The organism is Micromonospora sp. CPCC 205739 (genome assembly GCF_036906795.1).
Classification (GTDB): domain Bacteria; phylum Actinomycetota; class Actinomycetes; order Mycobacteriales; family Micromonosporaceae; genus Micromonospora.
This window is the reverse complement of record NZ_JBAKHS010000007.1, coordinates 30,922-48,546: the sequence shown is the minus strand read 5'-3', so window position 1 is coordinate 48,546 and position 17,625 is coordinate 30,922. Positions and strand designations below refer to the sequence as shown.

17 protein-coding genes are annotated in these 17,625 nt (G+C 73.3%); 10 read left to right on the top strand and 7 right to left on the bottom strand.

Annotated features, from left to right (window positions below):
- Nucleotides 1-15 precede the first annotated feature (15 nt).
- The 4 genes from V6U88_RS12590 to V6U88_RS12575 form a co-directional block, all read right to left on the bottom strand.
- Nucleotides 16-516 (bottom strand): hemerythrin domain-containing protein, encoded by a 501-nt coding sequence (locus V6U88_RS12590; protein WP_334452643.1) that lies wholly within the window; start codon nt 514-516, stop codon nt 16-18.
- A 116-nt stretch (nt 517-632) separates the two neighbouring features.
- The gene (locus V6U88_RS12585; protein WP_334452642.1) at nt 633-2,117 is read right to left on the bottom strand and encodes a S8 family peptidase; all 1,485 of its coding nucleotides are present in this window, start codon (nt 2,115-2,117) and stop codon (nt 633-635) included.
- A gap of 147 nt (nt 2,118-2,264) precedes the next feature.
- Nucleotides 2,265-3,134, bottom strand: a complete 870-nt coding sequence (locus V6U88_RS12580; RefSeq protein WP_334452640.1) for an NAD(P)H-hydrate dehydratase — start codon at nt 3,132-3,134, stop codon at nt 2,265-2,267.
- The gene (locus V6U88_RS12575; protein WP_334452638.1) at nt 3,118-3,849 is read right to left on the bottom strand and encodes a histidine phosphatase family protein; all 732 of its coding nucleotides are present in this window, start codon (nt 3,847-3,849) and stop codon (nt 3,118-3,120) included. Before V6U88_RS12575 ends, V6U88_RS12580 begins: the two co-directional genes overlap by 17 nt.
- A 161-nt stretch (nt 3,850-4,010) precedes the next feature.
- Here V6U88_RS12575 and V6U88_RS12570 point away from each other — a divergent pair, with 161 nt between their 5' ends.
- Nucleotides 4,011-4,226, top strand: coding sequence for a hypothetical protein (locus V6U88_RS12570; protein WP_334452636.1), 216 nt, complete (start codon nt 4,011-4,013; stop codon nt 4,224-4,226).
- A gap of 52 nt (nt 4,227-4,278) precedes the next feature.
- Here V6U88_RS12570 and V6U88_RS12565 read toward each other — a convergent pair whose 3' ends face one another.
- Entirely contained in the window at nt 4,279-6,528 is a 2,250-nt protein-coding gene (locus tag V6U88_RS12565) for a WD40/YVTN/BNR-like repeat-containing protein (RefSeq protein ID WP_334452634.1), read from the bottom strand.
- Between the two features lie 179 nt (nt 6,529-6,707).
- Here V6U88_RS12565 and V6U88_RS12560 point away from each other — a divergent pair, with 179 nt between their 5' ends.
- The 3 genes from V6U88_RS12560 (at nt 6,708) to V6U88_RS12550 (ending at nt 9,566) form a co-directional block, all read left to right on the top strand.
- On the top strand, nt 6,708-8,669 hold the full coding sequence (locus tag V6U88_RS12560; protein ID WP_334452631.1) for a Xaa-Pro dipeptidyl-peptidase: 1,962 nt from the start codon (nt 6,708-6,710) through the stop codon (nt 8,667-8,669).
- A 6-nt stretch (nt 8,670-8,675) separates the two neighbouring features.
- Complete coding sequence (locus tag V6U88_RS12555; protein WP_334452628.1) at nt 8,676-8,900, top strand: hypothetical protein; 225 nt, start codon at nt 8,676-8,678, stop codon at nt 8,898-8,900.
- A 120-nt stretch (nt 8,901-9,020) separates the two neighbouring features.
- Nucleotides 9,021-9,566 carry a hypothetical protein gene (locus V6U88_RS12550; RefSeq protein WP_334452626.1) on the top strand — a complete coding sequence of 182 codons (546 nt, stop codon included), beginning with the start codon at nt 9,021-9,023 and terminating at the stop codon, nt 9,564-9,566.
- Nucleotides 9,567-9,600: 34 nt separating this feature from the next.
- Here the strand turns inward: V6U88_RS12550 and V6U88_RS12545 are convergent, their stop codons facing one another.
- Nucleotides 9,601-10,221, bottom strand: a complete 621-nt coding sequence (locus V6U88_RS12545; RefSeq protein WP_334452624.1) for an L-threonylcarbamoyladenylate synthase — start codon at nt 10,219-10,221, stop codon at nt 9,601-9,603.
- Between the two features lie 125 nt (nt 10,222-10,346).
- Between V6U88_RS12545 and V6U88_RS12540 the strand changes: the two genes are divergently transcribed.
- Nucleotides 10,347-11,318, top strand: a complete 972-nt coding sequence (locus tag V6U88_RS12540) for a DNA polymerase domain-containing protein (protein ID WP_334452622.1) — start codon at nt 10,347-10,349, stop codon at nt 11,316-11,318.
- A 3-nt stretch (nt 11,319-11,321) separates the two neighbouring features.
- On the opposite strand, the gene V6U88_RS12535 is transcribed toward V6U88_RS12540, so the two are convergent.
- Nucleotides 11,322-11,828 carry an Lrp/AsnC family transcriptional regulator gene (locus tag V6U88_RS12535; protein WP_442934620.1) on the bottom strand — a complete coding sequence of 169 codons (507 nt, stop codon included), beginning with the start codon at nt 11,826-11,828 and terminating at the stop codon, nt 11,322-11,324.
- Between the two features lie 72 nt (nt 11,829-11,900).
- Here V6U88_RS12535 and pdhA point away from each other — a divergent pair, with 72 nt between their 5' ends.
- The 5 genes from pdhA (at nt 11,901) to V6U88_RS12510 (ending at nt 17,369) form a co-directional block, all read left to right on the top strand.
- Complete coding sequence (gene pdhA, locus V6U88_RS12530) at nt 11,901-13,106, top strand: pyruvate dehydrogenase (acetyl-transferring) E1 component subunit alpha (protein WP_334453028.1); 1,206 nt, start codon at nt 11,901-11,903, stop codon at nt 13,104-13,106.
- Nucleotides 13,106-14,122, top strand: coding sequence for an alpha-ketoacid dehydrogenase subunit beta (locus tag V6U88_RS12525; RefSeq protein ID WP_334452620.1), 1,017 nt, complete (start codon nt 13,106-13,108; stop codon nt 14,120-14,122). The genes pdhA and V6U88_RS12525 overlap by 1 nt, the downstream gene beginning before the upstream one ends.
- Nucleotides 14,119-15,546 (top strand): dihydrolipoamide acetyltransferase family protein, encoded by a 1,428-nt coding sequence (locus tag V6U88_RS12520; RefSeq protein WP_334452618.1) that lies wholly within the window; start codon nt 14,119-14,121, stop codon nt 15,544-15,546. The genes V6U88_RS12525 and V6U88_RS12520 overlap by 4 nt, the downstream gene beginning before the upstream one ends.
- A 226-nt stretch (nt 15,547-15,772) precedes the next feature.
- Nucleotides 15,773-15,898 carry a hypothetical protein gene (locus tag V6U88_RS12515; RefSeq protein WP_334452617.1) on the top strand — a complete coding sequence of 42 codons (126 nt, stop codon included), beginning with the start codon at nt 15,773-15,775 and terminating at the stop codon, nt 15,896-15,898.
- Nucleotides 15,899-16,097: 199 nt separating this feature from the next.
- A complete protein-coding gene (locus V6U88_RS12510; RefSeq protein ID WP_334452616.1) occupies nt 16,098-17,369 on the top strand; it encodes a L,D-transpeptidase in 1,272 nt (423 codons plus the stop codon).
- Nucleotides 17,370-17,625 lie beyond the last annotated feature (256 nt).

Here is a 17,625-nt window from a genome sequence, read left to right as displayed (position 1 = left end):
CCGTGCGGGACTCGCTCAGGCGGTCACCGCGTCGACGGCCTTCTTGATCGCCTTCGGGGCGGTGGGGGTACGCGGGGCGTCCTTGCGCATCGCGATCATCCGCTCACCGATCTCCTGGAGCTGGTTGCGGCCGAGCGCCTCGCGCACCTTGGGGAACCACTCCTGCTCCTCCTCCTCGACGTGGTGCTCGACGTTCTCGATCAGCACCGTGGTCTTGGCGACGAAGCGCTCGTCGGAGGCGTCCATCGCGGCCAGCTCCGCGCAGAGCAGGTCGGCGACGTGGTGCTCCTCGTACGACTCGAGGATGTCGTCCTCCAGGTCCGGCAGGAGCTTGCGGACCTCGGGGTACATCACCTCGTTCTCCAGGTAGGTGTGCACCGTCAGGGCTTCGAGGATCTGGCTCACCAGCTGCTGGCGCTTGCTGGCCGGGCCCTCCTCGGCCTTCTGGAACTCCTTGAAGAGGCGGCGCATCTCCTTGTGGTCCTCTTTGAGCAGGACGATGGCATCGGTGGACACCGGCAGACCTCCTTGTTCGACTGACGTCTGACCCGGTACCCCGAGGGTGAGCTGCGAAAACGGATGGGGCCCGGCGTGTTCCGCCGGGCCCCACCACTGGTCGTGCCGTGCTGCTGCTACTTCACCGCGTTGTACGCGTTGACCATGCCGGCGCCGTAGAAGCCGTTGCGCTCGCCGCCGGAGCAGGTCGCGTTGTAGGCAGTGGGGCCGGCCGCGATCAGCGGCACCGGGTTGTAGACGCCCTCCGGGCAGGACTGCGCCTCGGCCGTGCGCTCCAGGAACGCGGCCAGCTGGCCCGGGCTCATGCCCGGGTGCGCCGACGCCGCCAGCGCCGCCACGCCGGCGGCGTGCGGGCCGGACATCGAGGTGCCCTGCTTGTAGCCCCAACCGTTGGTCTTCGTCGCCGTGTTGAAGGTGGTCGACAGAATGCCGTCGGTGAGGGTGGAGCGGGCGCCCTGCGTGCGGAAGCGGGTGTCGCCACCCGGCGCCGTCACGTCGATGACCCCCTGGCCGTACGACGAGTAGTAGCTCTTCGCCCCGGTCGGGCCGACCGCCGAGACGGTCACCACGCCCGGCGCCTCGGCCGGCAGGTCGAGGCAGGCGTTGGTGAGGTTCTCGCGCGTCTCCGGCGTGCCGTTGTTCGGGCTGCCGTCGTCGGTGATCTTGTGCGCGAGGTCGTAGTTCGAGTTACCCGCGGACGCCACGTTCAGCACGCCCTTGCTCGACGAGTAACGGATGGCCCGCTGGACCGCCTGCCACACCGGACGCTGGCGTGCGTCGTTGCGGCAGTTCAGCTCCCACGGGTCGATGTAGTAGCTGTTGTTGGTCAGCTGCATGCCGTGGTCCGCGGCCCACATGAACCCGCAGACCGCAGCCTCCGGGAAGATGTAGCCCTCGTCGTTGACCACCTTCACCGCGGCGACCTTGACGCCCGGCGCGACACCGGTCACGCCGACGCCGTTGACGGCGGCGGCGATGGTGCCGGCCACGTGGGTGCCGTGGTCGGAGGTGGTCGGGTTCCAGGCCGCCTCGGCCGTGTCCACCGTGCCGCCGAGGCAGGACGTGCTCTTGTCCTTGGCGATCTGGGTGGCCAGGTCGGGGTGGCTGCTGGAGATGCCGCTGTCCAGCACGCCCACCACCACGTCGGCGCTGCCGGCGTTGACGGCGTGGGCCTGCGGGACGTCGATCATCGGCATGTCCCACTGCTGGCCGAAGAGCGGCTCCTTGGTCGGGTCGGCGGTGGTGTTCGCCGCCTCGGCCGCGGAGACCTCCACGGTCTCGCCCTCTTCGAGAGCGGTGCCCAGCCCGGCGGTGGACGCCACCGACTCGACGCCCGAACCCGCCACGTCGGTGACGAAGTCGGGGTTGGTCGAGCGGACGACGAGCACGCCGATCTGGTCGTACGTGGCCACCACGGTGCCCTTGGCCGCGGCCACGCGGGCCGCCGCCTTCCCGGTGGTGGCACCCTGCGGGGCCAGGACCAGGAACGTGGTGTCCGGGCCGGCGGCCGTCGCCGGGGCCAGCCCACCGGTGACGGCGAGGCCGACACCGAGGGTCACGGCGGACGCGGCAGCCAGTGTCTTGCGACGGAGGTTCTTCACACAGACTCCCAGGGGCTGTTTCCAGCCGGGGTGCGCTCCCTGGTGGGGAGCGGCCGGCGGAAGGGGGGCAGGGTGCCCGCCTCCGGTGACTACAGCGTCACGGAAATCTGTGGCGTTACACACACCTGTGCGGCGGGTCGCTCAGCGTCACACGGTGGCCAGGGTGTGCGGAATCTCGTCGAGCAGCTCGCGGGCGAGGAAACCGATCCGCCCGAACTGGGGGACCAGGCGCTGGCCGCTGACCGCGTGCGCCCAGGCGGCCCAGCAGGCGGCCTGCGCCGGCGCCGCGCCCCGGGACAGCAGCCCGGCCAGCAGCCCGGAGCGGACGTCGCCGCTGCCCGAGGTGCCCAGGCCGGCGTCGCCGCTCTCCTCCCGCCAGCACTCACCGGCGGGGGTGGCGATGTGGCCGTAGAGCGAGACCACCGCCTCGTACCGGCCGGCCAGCTCGCGGGACTCGGCGTCCAGGTCGTCGCCGGGCTCGCGACCCAGCAGGTGCCGCGCCTCCGTCAGGTTGGGGGTGAGCACCACCGGGCGGCCCGCACCGACCAGCAGGTCCGGTTCGTGGCTGAGCGCCCCGAGCGCGTACGCGTCCAGCACCAGCGAGGTCTGCGGCCCGGCCGCGTCGAGGACCAGGTGCAGCAGCGCCCGGGTCTCGTCGATGTCGTTGAGGCCGGGGCCGACGGCCACCACGTCGGCCTGCCCGACCAGCTCGCCGAGCCGGTCGCCCGGATCGCCGGCTACCGCCCCGTCCCCGGTCTCCGGCAGGCCTATCACCAGTGCCTCCGGCACCTGGATGCTCAGCGCGGCGGCGGTCGACTCGGCGGCGGCGAGCTGGAGCACGCCGGCGCCCGCGCGCAGCGCGGCCACGCCGGCCAGCAGCACGGCGCCGGGGGTGAAGCGGGACCCGCCGACCACCAGCACGGTGCCCCGGTGCTCCTTGCCGCCGGTGGGCACCGGCAGCGCCCAGTCGCGCAGCAACGCCGGGGTGATGACCCGGGTCTCAGACCGGTTCGGCATGGACCTCGTCCTCCCTGGTGGGTCGGGCGCCCTCCCGGCGCAGGTGGGTCACGTCGTTGAAGGTGTCCAGGACGAGCCGGCCGTCCGCGTCCGCCGACCAGCCGGTCACCGAGCAGTTGGCGATCACGTGCTCCCGGGTGAGTCCCATCAGCTCAGCCTCGGTCAGCCCGTCCACCAGGTAACGAAGCAGGAAGACCAGGGCGTCGTGGCCGAACAGCAGTACCCGCTGTCCCTCGTGGTCGCGGCGCAGGTCGCCCAGGAGCGCCCGCAGCCGCAGCGCCACGTCCGTCCAGGACTCGCCGCCCGGCGGGCGGTAGTAGAACTTGCCGAGCCGCCGGCGGCGGTCCGCCTCGTCGGGGAAGCGGCGCTGCACGCCGTGTCCGGTCAGGCCGTCGAGGATGCCCAGCTCCCGGTCGCGCAGCCGCTCGTCCCGGCTGGCCGGGATGCCGGTGCCGGCCAGCGCCAGCTCGGCCGTCCGCACCGCCCGCAGGTACGGCGAGACCACCGCCACGTCGGGCCGGCGATCGGCCGGCAGGCCGGCGAGCCAGCGCGCGGTGGCCCGGGCCTGCTCCTCGCCGGTCTCCGACAGCGGCACGTCGGCGTCCCGATGGGTCAGGTCGATCAGGTCCGCGCCGGAGGTCTCCGCCGCCGTCGCGGCGACGTTCGCCGTGCTCTCACCGTGCCGCACGATCCAGAGGGCTGCCAGTTCCGCCATGCGGCCCCCCGTACCCGACCCGGCCGCCCGGTAACCGTTCGGCTCGGCCGGCAGCTCCCGACCGGCGCCGGGGCGTGAACGGGCCGAGGCCGGGTAAGCGCTGGCCCGTTCGGAAGCCGAGACAGGGGAGGTACGCCGTGGCGACCGCGGTCAAGGAACAGATGAGCCCGGTGAAGGACAAGAACTACGACCTGATCCACACGCTGCAGATGTCGCTGGACAACATCTACCGGATGGACATCTACATCTCGGACGCGGAGCAGCGGGGCGACACGGAACTGGCCACCTGGTTCCGCAAGATTCAGGAGAACAACCGCAAGGCGGGTGACCAGGCCAAGCAGATGCTCATGACGCGGATGCAGCAGGAAGGGCGCTGACACCGCGCTGCCGGGGCCGGGCGCAGACGCCCGGCCCCGGCAGCGGCGGCACTCAGGGGACCCGGACGGCGTAGATGCCCCGGCCGAAGGTCCCCGCCACCAGGCGGTTATTGGTGCCGTCGTACTCGATGTCGTCGACCGGGACCAGCGGCAGGCCGCGGCCCTGGCGCAGCCAGACCCCGCCGCCGGTGGGGCTGACGAAGACGCCCTGGTCGGTGCCGACGTAGAGGGTCAGCCCCTTGCCGATCGCCAGGTCGTTGACCGGCGCCTTCGGCAGGGTGCCGCTGAGGTCGTGGAAGTGCCGGCCGCCGTCGAGCGAGCCGAGCACGTACGGCCGGTGCGAGCCGGACCGGTACGCGGAGAGCGTCACGTACACCCGGTCGGCCCGCCGGGGGTCGACCACGATGCGGGTGACCCACGGCTGCCCGGAGAGCAGCAGTTGCCAGGAGCCGCCCAGGTCCCGGGTCACCCAGACCCGGCCGTCGTCGGTGCCGACGTAGACGGTCCGGCCGTCCCCGGCCGGGGCGACCGTGGTGATGGTGCCGTAGTTGGTGTAGATCGGGTCGCGCCCCGGTCCGCCGGTGAGGTCGCCGCTGATCGCCGTCCAGGTCCGGCCGCCGTCGGTCGACCGGTTCAGCACGTTGGCGCCGTAGTACATCACCGCCGGGTCGCGCGGGTCGAAGACCACCGGGGTGAACCAGTTACGGCGGGCCGCGGTGACCTTGTTGCCGAAGTACGTCATCGTCTCGCCGCCGTCGACCGACCAGAAGCAGTTGCCGTACTGGTAGCAGGCGTAGACGTTCTCCTTGTCGGTCGGGTTGATCAGGTTCTCCTCGCCGTCCCCGCCCAGGTACTCGTTGAAGGCGGGGCCGCCCCACGAGCGCAGCGAGCCGTTGTCCTGGGTGCCGCCGGAGATCCGGCTGACGTCCTGCGGCGTGATCGCGACGCTGTAGAACTGGGTGTACGGCTCGTGGGTGGCCTTCACCCAGCCGCCGTCCCCGTCGGCGTCGGAGCGGTACGTCCCACCGTCGTTGCCGAGGTAGACCCGCTGTGGATGACGCCGGTCCCAGATCATCGCGTGGTGGTCGACGTGGATGGAGCTGCTGTCCGCCGTCCAGGTCCGCCCGCCGTCCTTCGTGGTCAGCAGCGGCACGCCCGCGACGTGCACGTGCTGCGGCTCGTCCGGGTCGACCCAGACCTTGCCGAACCACCAGCCGAAGGTCGACTGCGAGGTGGTCAGCTCGGGCGTGTCCGGCAGCCGGGTCCAGGCCTCGCCGCCGTCGGTGCTGCCGTAGAAGCCGGCGAACGGGCCGGCGGTGGAGTTGACGATCGCGTAGAGCCGGTCCGGGTCCGAGGCGGACTGCCCCAGGCCGATCCGGCCCACCTCCGGCCCGGCCGCGGGCAGCCCACCGCCCAGGCGTGCCCAGGTCGCCCCGCCGTCGACGGAGCGGTAGACCCCTGAGCCGACGCCGCCGTAGGTGCGCAGGTCCGGGGTGCGGCGGTGGTCCCAGAGCACGGCGTAGAGCCGGTCGGCGTCGCGCGGGTCGATCAGCACCTCGGTCGCGCCGGTGAACTCGTTGGCCCCGGCGAGGACCCGCTGCCAGGTCGCGCCGCCGTCGGTGGAGCGGTAGACGCCCCGGTCGCCGCCGCCGTTGTAGAGCGAGCCGGCGGCGGCCACGAAGATCCGCCTCGGGTCGGCCGGGTCGACGGTGATCGCGCCGATCGCGCCCGAGTCGCGCAGGCCCAGCGACCGCCAGCTCTTGCCGCCGTCGCGGGAGGCGTACAGGCCGGTGCCCTCGTAGGTGATGCTGCCGCCACCGGGGTTGACCTCGCCGGTGCCGGCGTACAGGGTGCCGTCCGGGCCGGTCGCCACCGCGCCCATCGCCTGGGTCCAGCCGTCCGGCCAGGCCGGCTCGAAGCGGTTGCCGGCGTCGCGGCTCACCCAGACCCCGCCGCTGGCCGCGGCGGCGTAGACGGTGTCGGGGCGGTGCGGGTCCAGCGCGAGTGAGGTGATCCGGCCGCCGATGTTGGTCGGCCCGACCGAGGTCCACCGGCCGCCGACGGCGGGCAGCCGGGCCGCGGCCTGCGCCGCGCCGTCGTACGCGTGCCGGGGCAGCGCCTCGCCGCGCACGGTCTTCTGCAGGTAGCGGTACTCGGCGGGGGCGGAGGGCCCGCGCACCGGCCGGTACTCGTCCTCCGGCCGCGGCGGTGAGGCGCCGGCGCCGGTGGGGGAGAGGGCCGCGGTGCCGCCGGAGAGCAGCGTCGCGGCCAGGATCAGGGAGAGAGTGCGTCGTCGTGCCACGGAGGTCCCTTCGCCGGTGGAGGGAGGGTCGACGGTCCCGCCGAACGTTACGAAGACGGCTGTCGATGGTCAACCCTCCGGCGTCGCCGAAAGTGACCGCGTCGACACCGGACACTAGGCAGGAACCGTATCGATGGGGTGGAATGGCGTGACCTGCCGTACCCGTCGGAAGGACCACGATGACGCCTGCCCGAAGCCGGGCGCTGGCCGCCGCCACCCTCACGGCGCTGCTGGTCACGGCCGCCCCCGCCGCCCCCACCCACGCCGCGCCCGGCCGGCCGACCGCCCCGCCGCACATCGTCGGCGACCACACGGTGCCGGTCTACTCCTACGCCGACGCCGTCCGGGAGAGCGTCCAGGTCGAGACGCCCACCGACGCCGACGGCGACGGGCTGCGCGACCGGGTCGTGGTCGACCTGGTGCGGCCCCGCGAGGCCGCGCAGGCCGGCGTCCGGGTGCCGGTGATCATGGACGCCTCGCCGTACTACCACTGCTGCGGGCGGGGCAACGAGAGCGAACGCAAGACGTACGACGCGAACGGCGTGATCGCCAAGGCCCCGCTCTTCTACGACAACTGGTTCGTCCCCCGCGGGTACGCCTTCGCCGCGGTAGACCTCAGCGGCACCGCCCGCTCCACCGGCTGCGAGGACGTCGGCGGCCGCGCCGAGGTGGCCGGAGCGAAGGCGGTGGTGGACTGGCTCAACGGCCGGGCCCGCGGCTTCACCCTGGACGGAACTCCGGTCACCGCGTCATGGAGCAGCGGCCGGGTCGGCATGATCGGCAAGTCCTGGGACGGCTCGGTCGCCAACGGCGTGGCGGCCACCGGCGTGCGCGGCCTGGAGACGATCGTGCCGATCTCCGCGATCTCCAGCTGGTACGACTACCAGCGCTACCGCGGCCTGCTGCGTGCGTCCGACTACCCCGCCTACCTGCACGGTGTGGTCAACGGCCGGCCCGCCGAGGCGTGCGCCGGCGTGCTCGCCCGGCTGCGCGCGGAGAGCGCGGAGGAGACCGGCGACTACAACGCCTACTGGGCGGAGCGGGACTACCGCCGCTCGGCCGACCAGGTCCGGGCCAGTGTGTTCGTCGCGCACGGCGTCAACGACCTGAACGTCACCACCGGCCAGTTCGCCCGCTGGTGGGACGCGCTCGCCGAGCGGCACGTGCCGCGCAAGCTCTGGCTCTACCAGGCCGGGCACGAGGATCCGTTCGACGTCCGCCGGGCCGAGTGGGTGGCCACCCTGCACCGCTGGTTCGACTACTGGCTCCAGGGCCTGCCCAACGGGGTCATGCGGGAGCCCCGGGCCACCCTGGAGACCGCCCCCGGGGTGTGGACCGAACAGCGGGACTGGCCCGCCCCGGGCACCCGGGACGTCCGGGTCGCCCTGGGCGCCGGTGACGGCACGACCGGCACGCTCGGCGGTCGCGGCGCCCCTCCGGGCGTGGTGCGGGCGTACACCGACGAGTCGCTGACCGAGCCGCAGGTGGTCACCGAGCCGACGAGCGCCCGCGCCGGACGGCTGGTGTTCCTCTCCGGCGCGCTGACCGCGCCGCTGCGGATCTCCGGGACCCCGTCGGTGCGGCTGCGGATCAAGGTCGACCGGCCGACCACCGCGCTGAGCGCGCGACTCGTCGACTACGGCACCGCGGAACGGATCCAGTACCGCACCTCGGAGGGGGTCCGGACGCTGGCCACCGAGTCGTGCTGGGGAGAGTCCACCGTGGCCGACGACGCCTGCTACCGCGACACGGCCGAGATCACCGCGGTCACCGACCACGGCGTGCTCACCCGCGGCTGGCTCGACGCGGCGCACCACCGGTCCCTGCGGTTCGCGACTCCGCTGCGCCCGGACCGCTGGTACACGATCACCCTGCCGCTCAACGCGTACGACGCGGTGCTGCCGGCGGGTCACGTGCTCGGCCTGGTCCTCGCCCAGAGCGACCCGGGCTTCACCGAGACCGACGACCGGGACGCCACCGTCTCGGTGGACCTCGGGCGCAGCGCGCTGACCCTGCCCGTCACCGGCGGCGCCACCCTGCCCCCGGTCACGGTCGCCCCGGACGTGGTCACCGCGCCCGCCGCGCCGCCGGCCGGCCGCGCCGCCCCGCCCGACAGGCGTCAACTGCCGGACGGGTCCTGACGGCGGATGCCGACCGGCCCGCCACCGCCTCCCGGACGGGGCGGCGGCGGGCCGGTCGACCGGGAAGGAGACCTCACCCTGAGCCGGATCGGCATGCTGGACGCCCGGTCGACGTTCGGGCTGGCACCGGAACGGGAGGACGCCGGCGGCGGGCGGGTGCTCACCGGGATCGGCATCGCTCTCTTCGTCTCCGTGCCGCTCGTCGTGGTGGGCATCCTGCTGATCACCTGACCGCCCGGCAGGCGGTCGGGGGGGCGGTCATGGTGCCGGCACGACGCGGCCGACGTGGCGGTCCGCATCGCTGCGGCTGCCGGTCACGACGCAGGCCCGGCGAGTCGCTACCCTGCGCCCATGGACGGCGTGGCGGACGGCGAACGGCTGGCGGCCTCCCTCGGGCACGCCCTCGATCGGCTCACCTTCGTCGACCTGCCCACGGACGCGGTGACGGCGCGGATCATCGACGCCGTCGTCGCCTGGGCGGGCGATCAGGGCTGGCGGGTCTACCGGCGGGCGCCGAGCGTGCTGCCCCTGCCGCCGCCGCTGTCGCGCCAGCAGTCGGTACTCGACGTGGCGTGTGCCAGGCCGGACGGGCCGCCCGTGGTCATCGAGGTCGACCACACGGATCGGCGCCGTACCTGGGACAAGCTGGCGGCCGAGGCGGAGGCCGGCCGGGTCGCGATCTGGGTCCGCTGGGGCGCGGGCCGGTTCGGCGTACCGCCCGCGCCCATCCACCAGGTGACGTGCGAGGTCTCCCGCCGTGCCGGGCCGGCCGGGGCGGGGCGGCTGCACTGCCGGGCACCGGGCGGCGACCTGCCCGCCCCCGCGCACTCCGAGCGGGGTGCCGACAGCACCGCCGTGCTGCTGCCGCTGCCATCGCTGGACGACGAGACGCGCTGAGCCCCGCCGGACGCCGCGGTCCCTGGCCCGCCGGCTACTCGAACCGGGACGGGTCTCCGGCGCCCCGGCGGAGGATCTCCGGCTCGCCCTGCGAGAAGTCGACCACCGTGGTCGGCAGGGTGCCGCACTCACCGGAGTCCAGGACCGCGTCGACCACGTGGTCGAGCCGCTCCTTGATCTCCCAGCCCTGCGTCAACGGCTCGGCCTCGCCGGGCAGGAGCAGGGTGCTCGACACCAGCGGCTCACCCAGCTCGGTCAGCAGCGCCTGCGCCACCACATGGTCGGGGATGCGGACCCCCACGGTCTTCTTCCTCGGGTGCAGCAGCCGGCGCGGCACCTCCTTGGTCGCCGGCAGGATGAATGTGTAGCTGCCCGGCGTCGCCGCCTTCAGCGACCGGAACAGGGCGTTGTTGATCTGGACGAACTGGCCGAGCTGCGCGAAGTCCCGGCACACCAGGGTGAAGTGGTGCCGGTCGTCGAGCTGGCGGATGTCCCGGATCCGTTCGATGCCGTCCCGGTTACCCAACTGGCAGCCGAGCGCGAAGCACGAGTCCGTCGGGTAGGCGATCAGCCCGTCACGCCGGACGACGTCGGCCACCCGGCTGATCGTCCGAGGTTGCGGGTTCTCCGGGTGCACGTCCAGGTACGTCGCCATGGCGGCAGCCTAGGCCGGGGCCGCGACCACCGGAACGGCCGGTCACCATCGCGTGCCGTCCGTCTCGACCGGGCGGTGCCGGTGAGCCGGGCGCGCGAGGCGGTCGCTGCCGCTACGGTGTGAGCGTGGCGACCGCGGCGGAGGAGATCCAGGTCGGGGAGCGGCTGGTCCGGGTCTCCAGCCCGGACAAGCCCTACTTCCCGGAGCGTGGCCTGACCAAGCTGGACGTGGTGCGCTACTTCCTCGCCGTCGGCGACGGCATCCTGCGCGCGCTGCGCGACCGGCCGACCATGCTGGAACGCTGGCCACGCGGTGTCTTCGAGGGCGCGAAGATCGGCACCCGGCAGGACAACCGGGGCGACGCCTTCTACCAGAAGCGGCTGCCCGCCGGCGCCCCCGACTGGGTCCGCACCGCGCACATCACCTTTCCCAGCGGTCGGACGGCCGACGAGGTGGCGCCGAGCGAGCTGGCCGTGGTCGCCTGGGCGGCCAACCTGGGTACGCTGCGGTTCCACCCGTGGCCGGTGTCGGCGGCGGACGTGGAGCACCCCGATCAGCTCCGCATCGACCTCGACCCGATGCCCGGCGTCGGCTTCGACCAGGTGGTGCCGGTGGCGCACGAGGTGCACGCCTTCCTCGACGAGCTGGGCCTGGTCGGCTATCCGAAGACCACCGGGGGGCGGGGCCTGCACGTCTACCTGTCGATCGAGCCGAGGTGGAGCTTCGGCGAGTGCCGGCGCGCGGTGCTGGCGTTGGGCCTCCAGATGCAGCGCCGCCGCCCCGACCTGGTCACCACCACCTGGTGGCGGGAGCAGCGGGACCGGCCGGTCTTCGTCGACTACAACCAGATGGCCCGCGACCACACCATGACCTCTGCGTACTCGATCCGGCCGACGCCGGCGGCGCTGGTCTCCGCGCCGCTGGACTGGTCCGAGCTGGACGACGTCCGGCCCGAGGACTTCGACGTGGTGAGCATGCCGGCCCGGTTCGCCGAACGCGGCGACCCGCACGCCGGGCTGGACGAGCGGCGCTTCTCGCTGGAGCCGCTGCTGGAGCTGGCCGATCGGGAGGGGCTGGCGGCGCCGCCGGAGCGGTGACGGTCACTGCCAGGGACTTCGCGCGCCGTCGAACTCCTCGAAGACCAGCCAGGTCCGGGTGGAGAGCACCCCGGCGATGCTCTGCACCCGGTTGAGCACCACGTCGCGCAGGGTGGCGTTGTCCGGCGCGCGGACCATCGCCAGCACGTCGTGCTCGCCGCTGAGCAGCGCGACGTGCTCGATGTAGCGCACCTGGGCCAGCTCCGCGGAGACCTCCCGCCAGGTGTTCTGCTCGATGGTCAGGGAGATGTACGCCGAGGTGCCCAGCCCGGCCGGCTCCGGCGCGACCTGCGCCCGGAAGCCGGTGATCACGCCGTCGCGTAGCAGCCGCTCCACCCGCGCGTACGCGTTGGTGCGCGAGACGTGCACGCGTTCGGCCAGCGTACGGATGGAAAGCCGGCCGTCGCGGACCAGTTCGTCCAGGATGCGCCGGTCCACCTCGTCCAGCGGACCGACCGAACGTCCCGTCGCGCCCGGCAGGCCCGCCTCCGGGCCGGTCTCCTGGCTCACATCAGCCCCCTCGGGACGCCATTCATCCCACGTTCACCGCGCATCTTGAGTCAATCATCCGACAGCAGGAGCATAAGGCCACCACACGTCCAGGAGGTCCCCGCCGTGACGACCACACCCCAGGCGGTCCGCAGGGCATCCCCGCGCACCCGCCGGCCGGCCACCCCGGCCGCGCCCGACCCGTCCGCCGGCCTGCTCCCGCAGCGCGAGCCGGTCCGACTGCTCGCCCCGGACGGCACCCCGATGCCGCCCCGGGACGACTACCCCGAGCCGCCCGTCGAGGCGCTGCGCGAGATGTACCGCCGGATGGTGATCGGTCGCCGCTTCGACACCCAGGCCACCGCCCTGACCAAGCAGGGCCGGCTCGCCGTCTACCCGTCCTCGCGCGGCCAGGAGGCCTGCCAGGTCGGGGCCACCCTCGCCGTGCGCGACACCGACTGGGTCTTCCCCACCTACCGCGAGTCGATGGCACTGGTCAGCCGCGGCATCGACCCGGTCGAGGTGCTCACCCTGCTGCGCGGCGACTGGCACTGCGGGTACGACCCGACCCAGGTGCACACCGCGCCCCAGTGCACCCCGCTGGCCACCCAGTGCGTGCACGCCGCCGGGCTGGCCTACGGCGAGTCGTACCAGGGCCGGGACACCGTGGCGCTGGCCTTCATCGGCGACGGCGCCACCAGCGAGGGCGACTTCCACGAGGGGGTCAACTTCGCCGCCGTGTTCAAGGCCCCGGTCGTGTACTTCGTGCAGAACAACAAGTACGCCATCAGCGTGCCGCTGTCCCGGCAGACCGCCGCGCCGAGCCTGGCGTACAAGGGCGTCGGCTACGGCGTGCCCAGCGAGCAGGTCGACGGCAACGACCCGGTGGCGGTGCTGGCGGTGCTCAACCGCGCCGTGGCGCACGCCCGCGCCGGTCACGGCCCGTTCCTGGTCGAGGCGCACACCTACCGGATGGAGCCGCACACCAACGCCGACGACGCCACCCGCTACCGGGACGCCGACGAGGTGGAGGCCTGGCGCGACCGGGACCCGGTGGCCCGGCTGGAGGCGTACCTGCGCAACCGGGACGTGCTCGACGACGCGGCCGTGGCCGCGATCGCCGAGGAGGCCGAGGCGTACGCCGCGGACCTGCGCGACCGGATGAACACCCAGCCCACCGTCGACCCGCTCAGCCTCTTCGAGCACGTCTACGCCGAGCCGACCCCGCAGCTGGTCGAGCAGCGCGAGCAGGTCCGCGCCGAGCTGGCCGCCGCCCGCGACCAGGAGGGGGACGCCTGATGGCCACCATGACCATGGCGAAGGCGCTCAACGCGGCGCTCGCCGACGCGATGCTCGCCGACGACCGGGTGGTCGTCTTCGGCGAGGACGTCGGCCAGCTCGGCGGCGTCTTCCGGATCACCGACGGGCTCCAGGCCCGCTTCGGCGACAAGCGCTGCTTCGACACCCCGCTGGCCGAGGCCGGCATCGTCGGCTTCGCCGTCGGCCTGGCCATGTCCGGGCTGCGCCCGGTGGTGGAGATGCAGTTCGACGCGTTCGCGTACCCGGCGTTCGAGCAGATCGCCTCGCACGTGGCGAAGCTGCGCAACCGCACCCGGGGCGCGCTCAGCGTGCCGATCGTCATCCGGGTGCCCTACGCCGGCGGCATCGGCGGGGTCGAGCACCACTGCGACTCGTCCGAGGCGTACTACTCGCACACCCCGGGCCTGAAGGTGGTCACCCCGGCGACCGTCGAGGACGCGTACTCGCTGCTGCGCCAGGCGATCGACGACCCCGACCCGGTCGTGTTCATGGAGCCCAAGAAGCTCTACTTCTCCAGCGCCGAGGCGGAACTGCCCGCGACGACCGCGCCGTTCGGCCGCGCGGTCGTGCGCCGGCCCGGCACCGACGCCACCCTGGTCGCGTACGGCCCGGCCGTGCCGGTCGCGCTCGAGGCCGCCGAGGCCGCCCGCGAGGAGGGCTGGGACCTGGAGGTCGTCGACGTGCGCACCATCGTGCCGTACGACGACGAGACGATCGCCGCCTCGGTCCGCCGGACCGGCCGGTGCGTGGTGATCCAGGAGGCGCAGGGCTTCGCCGGGGTCGGCGCGGAGATCGCCGCCCGGGTGCAGGAGCGCTGCTTCCACGCCCTGCACGCCCCGGTGCTGCGGGTGTCCGGGCTGGACATCCCGTACCCGGCGCCGATGCTGGAGCACACCCACCTGCCCTCGGTGGACCGGGTGCTGGACACCGTGGCCCGCCTGCAGTGGGACGACCAGCCCGACCCGCGCTGGCTGGCCCAGGGAAGCGCGGCATGAGCACCGCCACCGGGACCCGGATCTTCCTCCTGCCCGACCTGGGCGAGGGGCTGAGCGAGGCCGAGATCGTCGAGTGGCGGGTCGCCGTGGGCGACGTGGTCACCGTCGACCAGAGCGTGGTCGAGGTGGAGACCGCCAAGGCGGTCGTCGACGTGCCCTGCCCGTACGCCGGCCGGGTGGTGGCCCTGCACGGCGCGGCGGGTGAGGTCCGCCCCGTCGGCCAACCCCTGATCACCATCGCGCCGCTCGACGGCGACGGCGGCGACGAGCCCGCCGGCCACGCCACCTACCGCGAGGAGGAGCGGGCCGGCTCCGGCAACGTGCTGATCGGGTACGGCACCGGGCACGCCGGCTCCGGCCGGCGTCGCCGCCGCCCCCGGCTGGCCCTCGCCCCCGAGTCCGGCGGCGCGCCGACCCCGGCCGCTGCGGGAGGGACGGTCGGCGGGGACCCGGCCGGCGTTCCCGCCGCCGGGCGGACGACGGGTGAGACGGTCGCTCCGGGCGACCCGGCCCCGCCCCGCGGGACCGCCCCGCTGGTCATCTCGCCGATCGTCCGCCGGTTGGCGAAGGAGCACGGCGTGGACCTGACCGCGCTGCGCGGGACCGGCCCCGGGGGCGTGATCCGGCGGGCGGACGTCGAGACCGCCCGGACCGCCTCCACGACCCGGCTCGCCGCGGTGCCGGACCAGCCGGCCCCGGCCGCGCACGTCGGCCTCGCTCCCGCCGCCGACGGCGACGTGGTCATCCCGCTCACCGGCATCCGCAAGGTGATCGCCGACAAGCTCTCCCGCAGCCGCCGGGAGATCCCCGAGGTGACCATCTGGGTGGACGTGGACGCCACCGGGCTGCTGGAGACCCGGGCGGCCATCAACGCCGCCACTCCTGACGCGCCGGTGAGCATCCTGGCCCTGCTGGCCCGGATCTGCCTCAGCGGACTGCGCCGGTTCCCGCAGCTCAACGCGCACGTCGACACGGAGGGTCAGCGGATCGTCCAGTCGGCCGGGGTGCACCTGGGCATCGCCGCGCAGACCGACCGGGGCCTGGTCGTCCCGGTGCTGCGCGACGCCCAGCGGCTCACCACCCGGGAGTTGGCCGCCGCGCTGGTTGAGACGACCGCCGCGGCTCGCGCCGGCACGCTGCCGCCGGCCCGGCTGACCGGCGGGACGTTCACCCTCAACAACTACGGAGTGTTCGGCGTGGACGGTTCGACGCCGATCATCAACCACCCGGAGGCGGCCCTGCTCGGCGTGGGCCGGATCGTGGACAAGCCCTGGGTGGTCGACGGGCAGCTCGCGGTGCGCAAGGTGACGCAGCTCAGCCTCACCTTCGACCATCGGGTCTGTGACGGTGGCGTGGCGGGCGGCTTCCTGCGGCACGTCGCCGACTGCGTGGAGCAGCCGGCGTTGCTGGTCGCCAACGTCTGAGCGGTACGGGGCGGAGCCGGCCCGGGCTGGTCGGCTCCGCCACTCGAGCGCGGGCTGTCCGGTTCGGGCGTCCCCCGGCCCGGGTGTCGGGGTGCGCGGGGGTGGCGTTAGCCGCTTGGTCGGCCGGGAAAACGGCGGCGGGGAACGACCGGACCGCCGAGAGGAGCACCCGTGCCCTACCACCAAGGTCTGCCCGCCACCGTGCGGGAGCGGCACCCCGTCGCCGGTGCGCCGCTGTGGTGCGACGCCCACGAACAACGACCTCGCCGGCAACGCCGACGGCCCCACCCGGTTGGACACCCCGCCCGTCGGCGGCCGGTGGGACCGCAACCACGGCGACCAGGACTGGTGACTGAACGACCCGAGTCGGGACGGCGGGACGCGGACCGCCCAGCGCCCCTGATCCGGGACGGCCGGGTCGCGAAATCGCGGCCGAGCACAGCCGCGACCAAAATCCCCGCCGTTTACGAGTATTTCCCGCGAAAGTGCGCCACGGGGTGAGAAGCGCCGTACAGAATGTGGCCAAGGGAAATGGAAACGGGGGGCCGAATATGGATGTGAGGCGGCGACTGACGCTATTGGCGGTGACCATCGCAGCCACACCGTTGATCCTCGGCGGGTGCACGGCGGACCGGAAGGAGGCCACCGGCTCGGCGCCGGGCAGGGTCCTGGATCCCGCGGTCGCGCTGACCCCCGCCGACCGGGCGAAGGACGTCCCGGTCAGCGCGGAGGTCGGGACGAGCGTGAGCCACGGGAAGGTCACCGGTGTCAAGCTCACCGACGACAAGGGCAAGCAGGTCACGGGGGAGCCGCGCGAGGACGGGTCGAGCTGGGTGCCGAGCACCCCGCTGGAGAACGGCCGGACCTACACCGCGGAGGTGACCGCCACCGGCAAGAAGGGGCGGACCACCGTCGGGCGGACGACCTTCACCACGTCGCCCAAATCGACCAGACAGGCGATAAAGAGCACGTTGTATTTCACCGGAAATCAGACGTACGGCACCGCGATGCCGGTGACCGTCGCATTCGATCCGCCAATTCCCAAAGAGGCCCGCGCGGCCGTGCAACGGCGATTGTTCGTGAAGACCGACCCGCCGCAGCCGGGCACCTGGTCATGGGTGGAGGACGGCAAGCAGGTCGAATACCGGGCACCAGATTTCTGGAAGCCTGGCACGAAGATCAGCGTGCGGTCGGGACTGGCGGGACTGCCGATCGGCAAGGAGTTCGTCGGTGACGACGACCGCCGGTCCACCTCGAAGATCGGCCGGCAGGTGGCCCTCGAGATCGACAACGCCACCAAGCAGATGTCGGTCTTCCAGGACCACAAGCTGGTCCGCAAGATCCCGGTGAGTCTCGGCAAGCCGAGCACCCCGACCTCGAGCGGCAAGATGGTGATCATGGAGAAGCACGACTTCACCACGTTCGACACCCGGGGTTCGGCCGACCCTTACGTGGTCGACGTCGAGGACGCCCAGCGGCTCACCTGGGGCGGCGAGTTCATCCACGCCGCGCCGTGGTCGGAGGGCGATCAGGGCAACATCAACGTCTCGCACGGCTGCACCAACGTGTCGGTGAAGGCGGCGGACTGGCTGATGGGCATCACCAAGGTCGGTGACCTGGTGACCGTCAAGGGCACCGAGGTGCAGTTGGACCAGGGCAACGGCTGGACCGCCTGGAACGTCAGCTGGGACGAGTTCGCCAAGGGCAGCGCGCTGCCCGTGCCGCCCGGACTCAAGCCGGCGCCGGTGGCCCACCCGGCGCACCCCGGGGCGGTCGCCGGAGGCTCGTCGCCCGCACCCGGGCCGTCCGCCAGCGGCGGCTGAGACCAGGGGAGGAACCACCGGGGTACGACCGGCCCGCCACCCGGGCCGGTCGTGCGCCCGTCCGGGGTGTGCTCGGACCGGTCGTGGTCCCTCGCTCCGAAGGGCTTATTGAGACGCTACGAAGCTGATGTCGTGAACGACTCAGTGCTCGGGGTGCCGTCGCGCCCGTGAGTCGTCTACGTCATCAGCTCAGTAGCGTCTCGTGGCCCGCCTGCCGCCTGCCGCTGGGCGGCCGGCTGCTCGCCGGTCCGGCCGG

Bases quoted from the DNA above. Each gene is read 5' to 3' on its own strand.
- V6U88_RS12550 (WP_334452626.1), top strand. From the start codon at position 9,021: ATGGACGGCGTGGCGGACGGCGAACGGCTGGCGGCCTCCCTCGGGCAC.
- V6U88_RS12525 (WP_334452620.1), top strand. From the start codon at position 13,106: ATGGCCACCATGACCATGGCGAAGGCGCTCAACGCGGCGCTCGCCGAC.
- V6U88_RS12520 (WP_334452618.1), top strand. From the start codon at position 14,119: ATGAGCACCGCCACCGGGACCCGGATCTTCCTCCTGCCCGACCTGGGC.
- V6U88_RS12580 (WP_334452640.1), bottom strand. From the start codon at position 3,134: ATGCCGAACCGGTCTGAGACCCGGGTCATCACCCCGGCGTTGCTGCGC.
- V6U88_RS12510 (WP_334452616.1), top strand. From the start codon at position 16,098: ATGGATGTGAGGCGGCGACTGACGCTATTGGCGGTGACCATCGCAGCC.
- V6U88_RS12560 (WP_334452631.1), top strand. From the start codon at position 6,708: ATGACGCCTGCCCGAAGCCGGGCGCTGGCCGCCGCCACCCTCACGGCG.
- V6U88_RS12570 (WP_334452636.1), top strand. From the start codon at position 4,011: ATGAGCCCGGTGAAGGACAAGAACTACGACCTGATCCACACGCTGCAG.
- V6U88_RS12575 (WP_334452638.1), bottom strand. From the start codon at position 3,849: ATGGCGGAACTGGCAGCCCTCTGGATCGTGCGGCACGGTGAGAGCACG.
- V6U88_RS12545 (WP_334452624.1), bottom strand. From the start codon at position 10,221: ATGGCGACGTACCTGGACGTGCACCCGGAGAACCCGCAACCTCGGACG.
- V6U88_RS12555 (WP_334452628.1), top strand. From the start codon at position 8,676: ATGCCGACCGGCCCGCCACCGCCTCCCGGACGGGGCGGCGGCGGGCCG.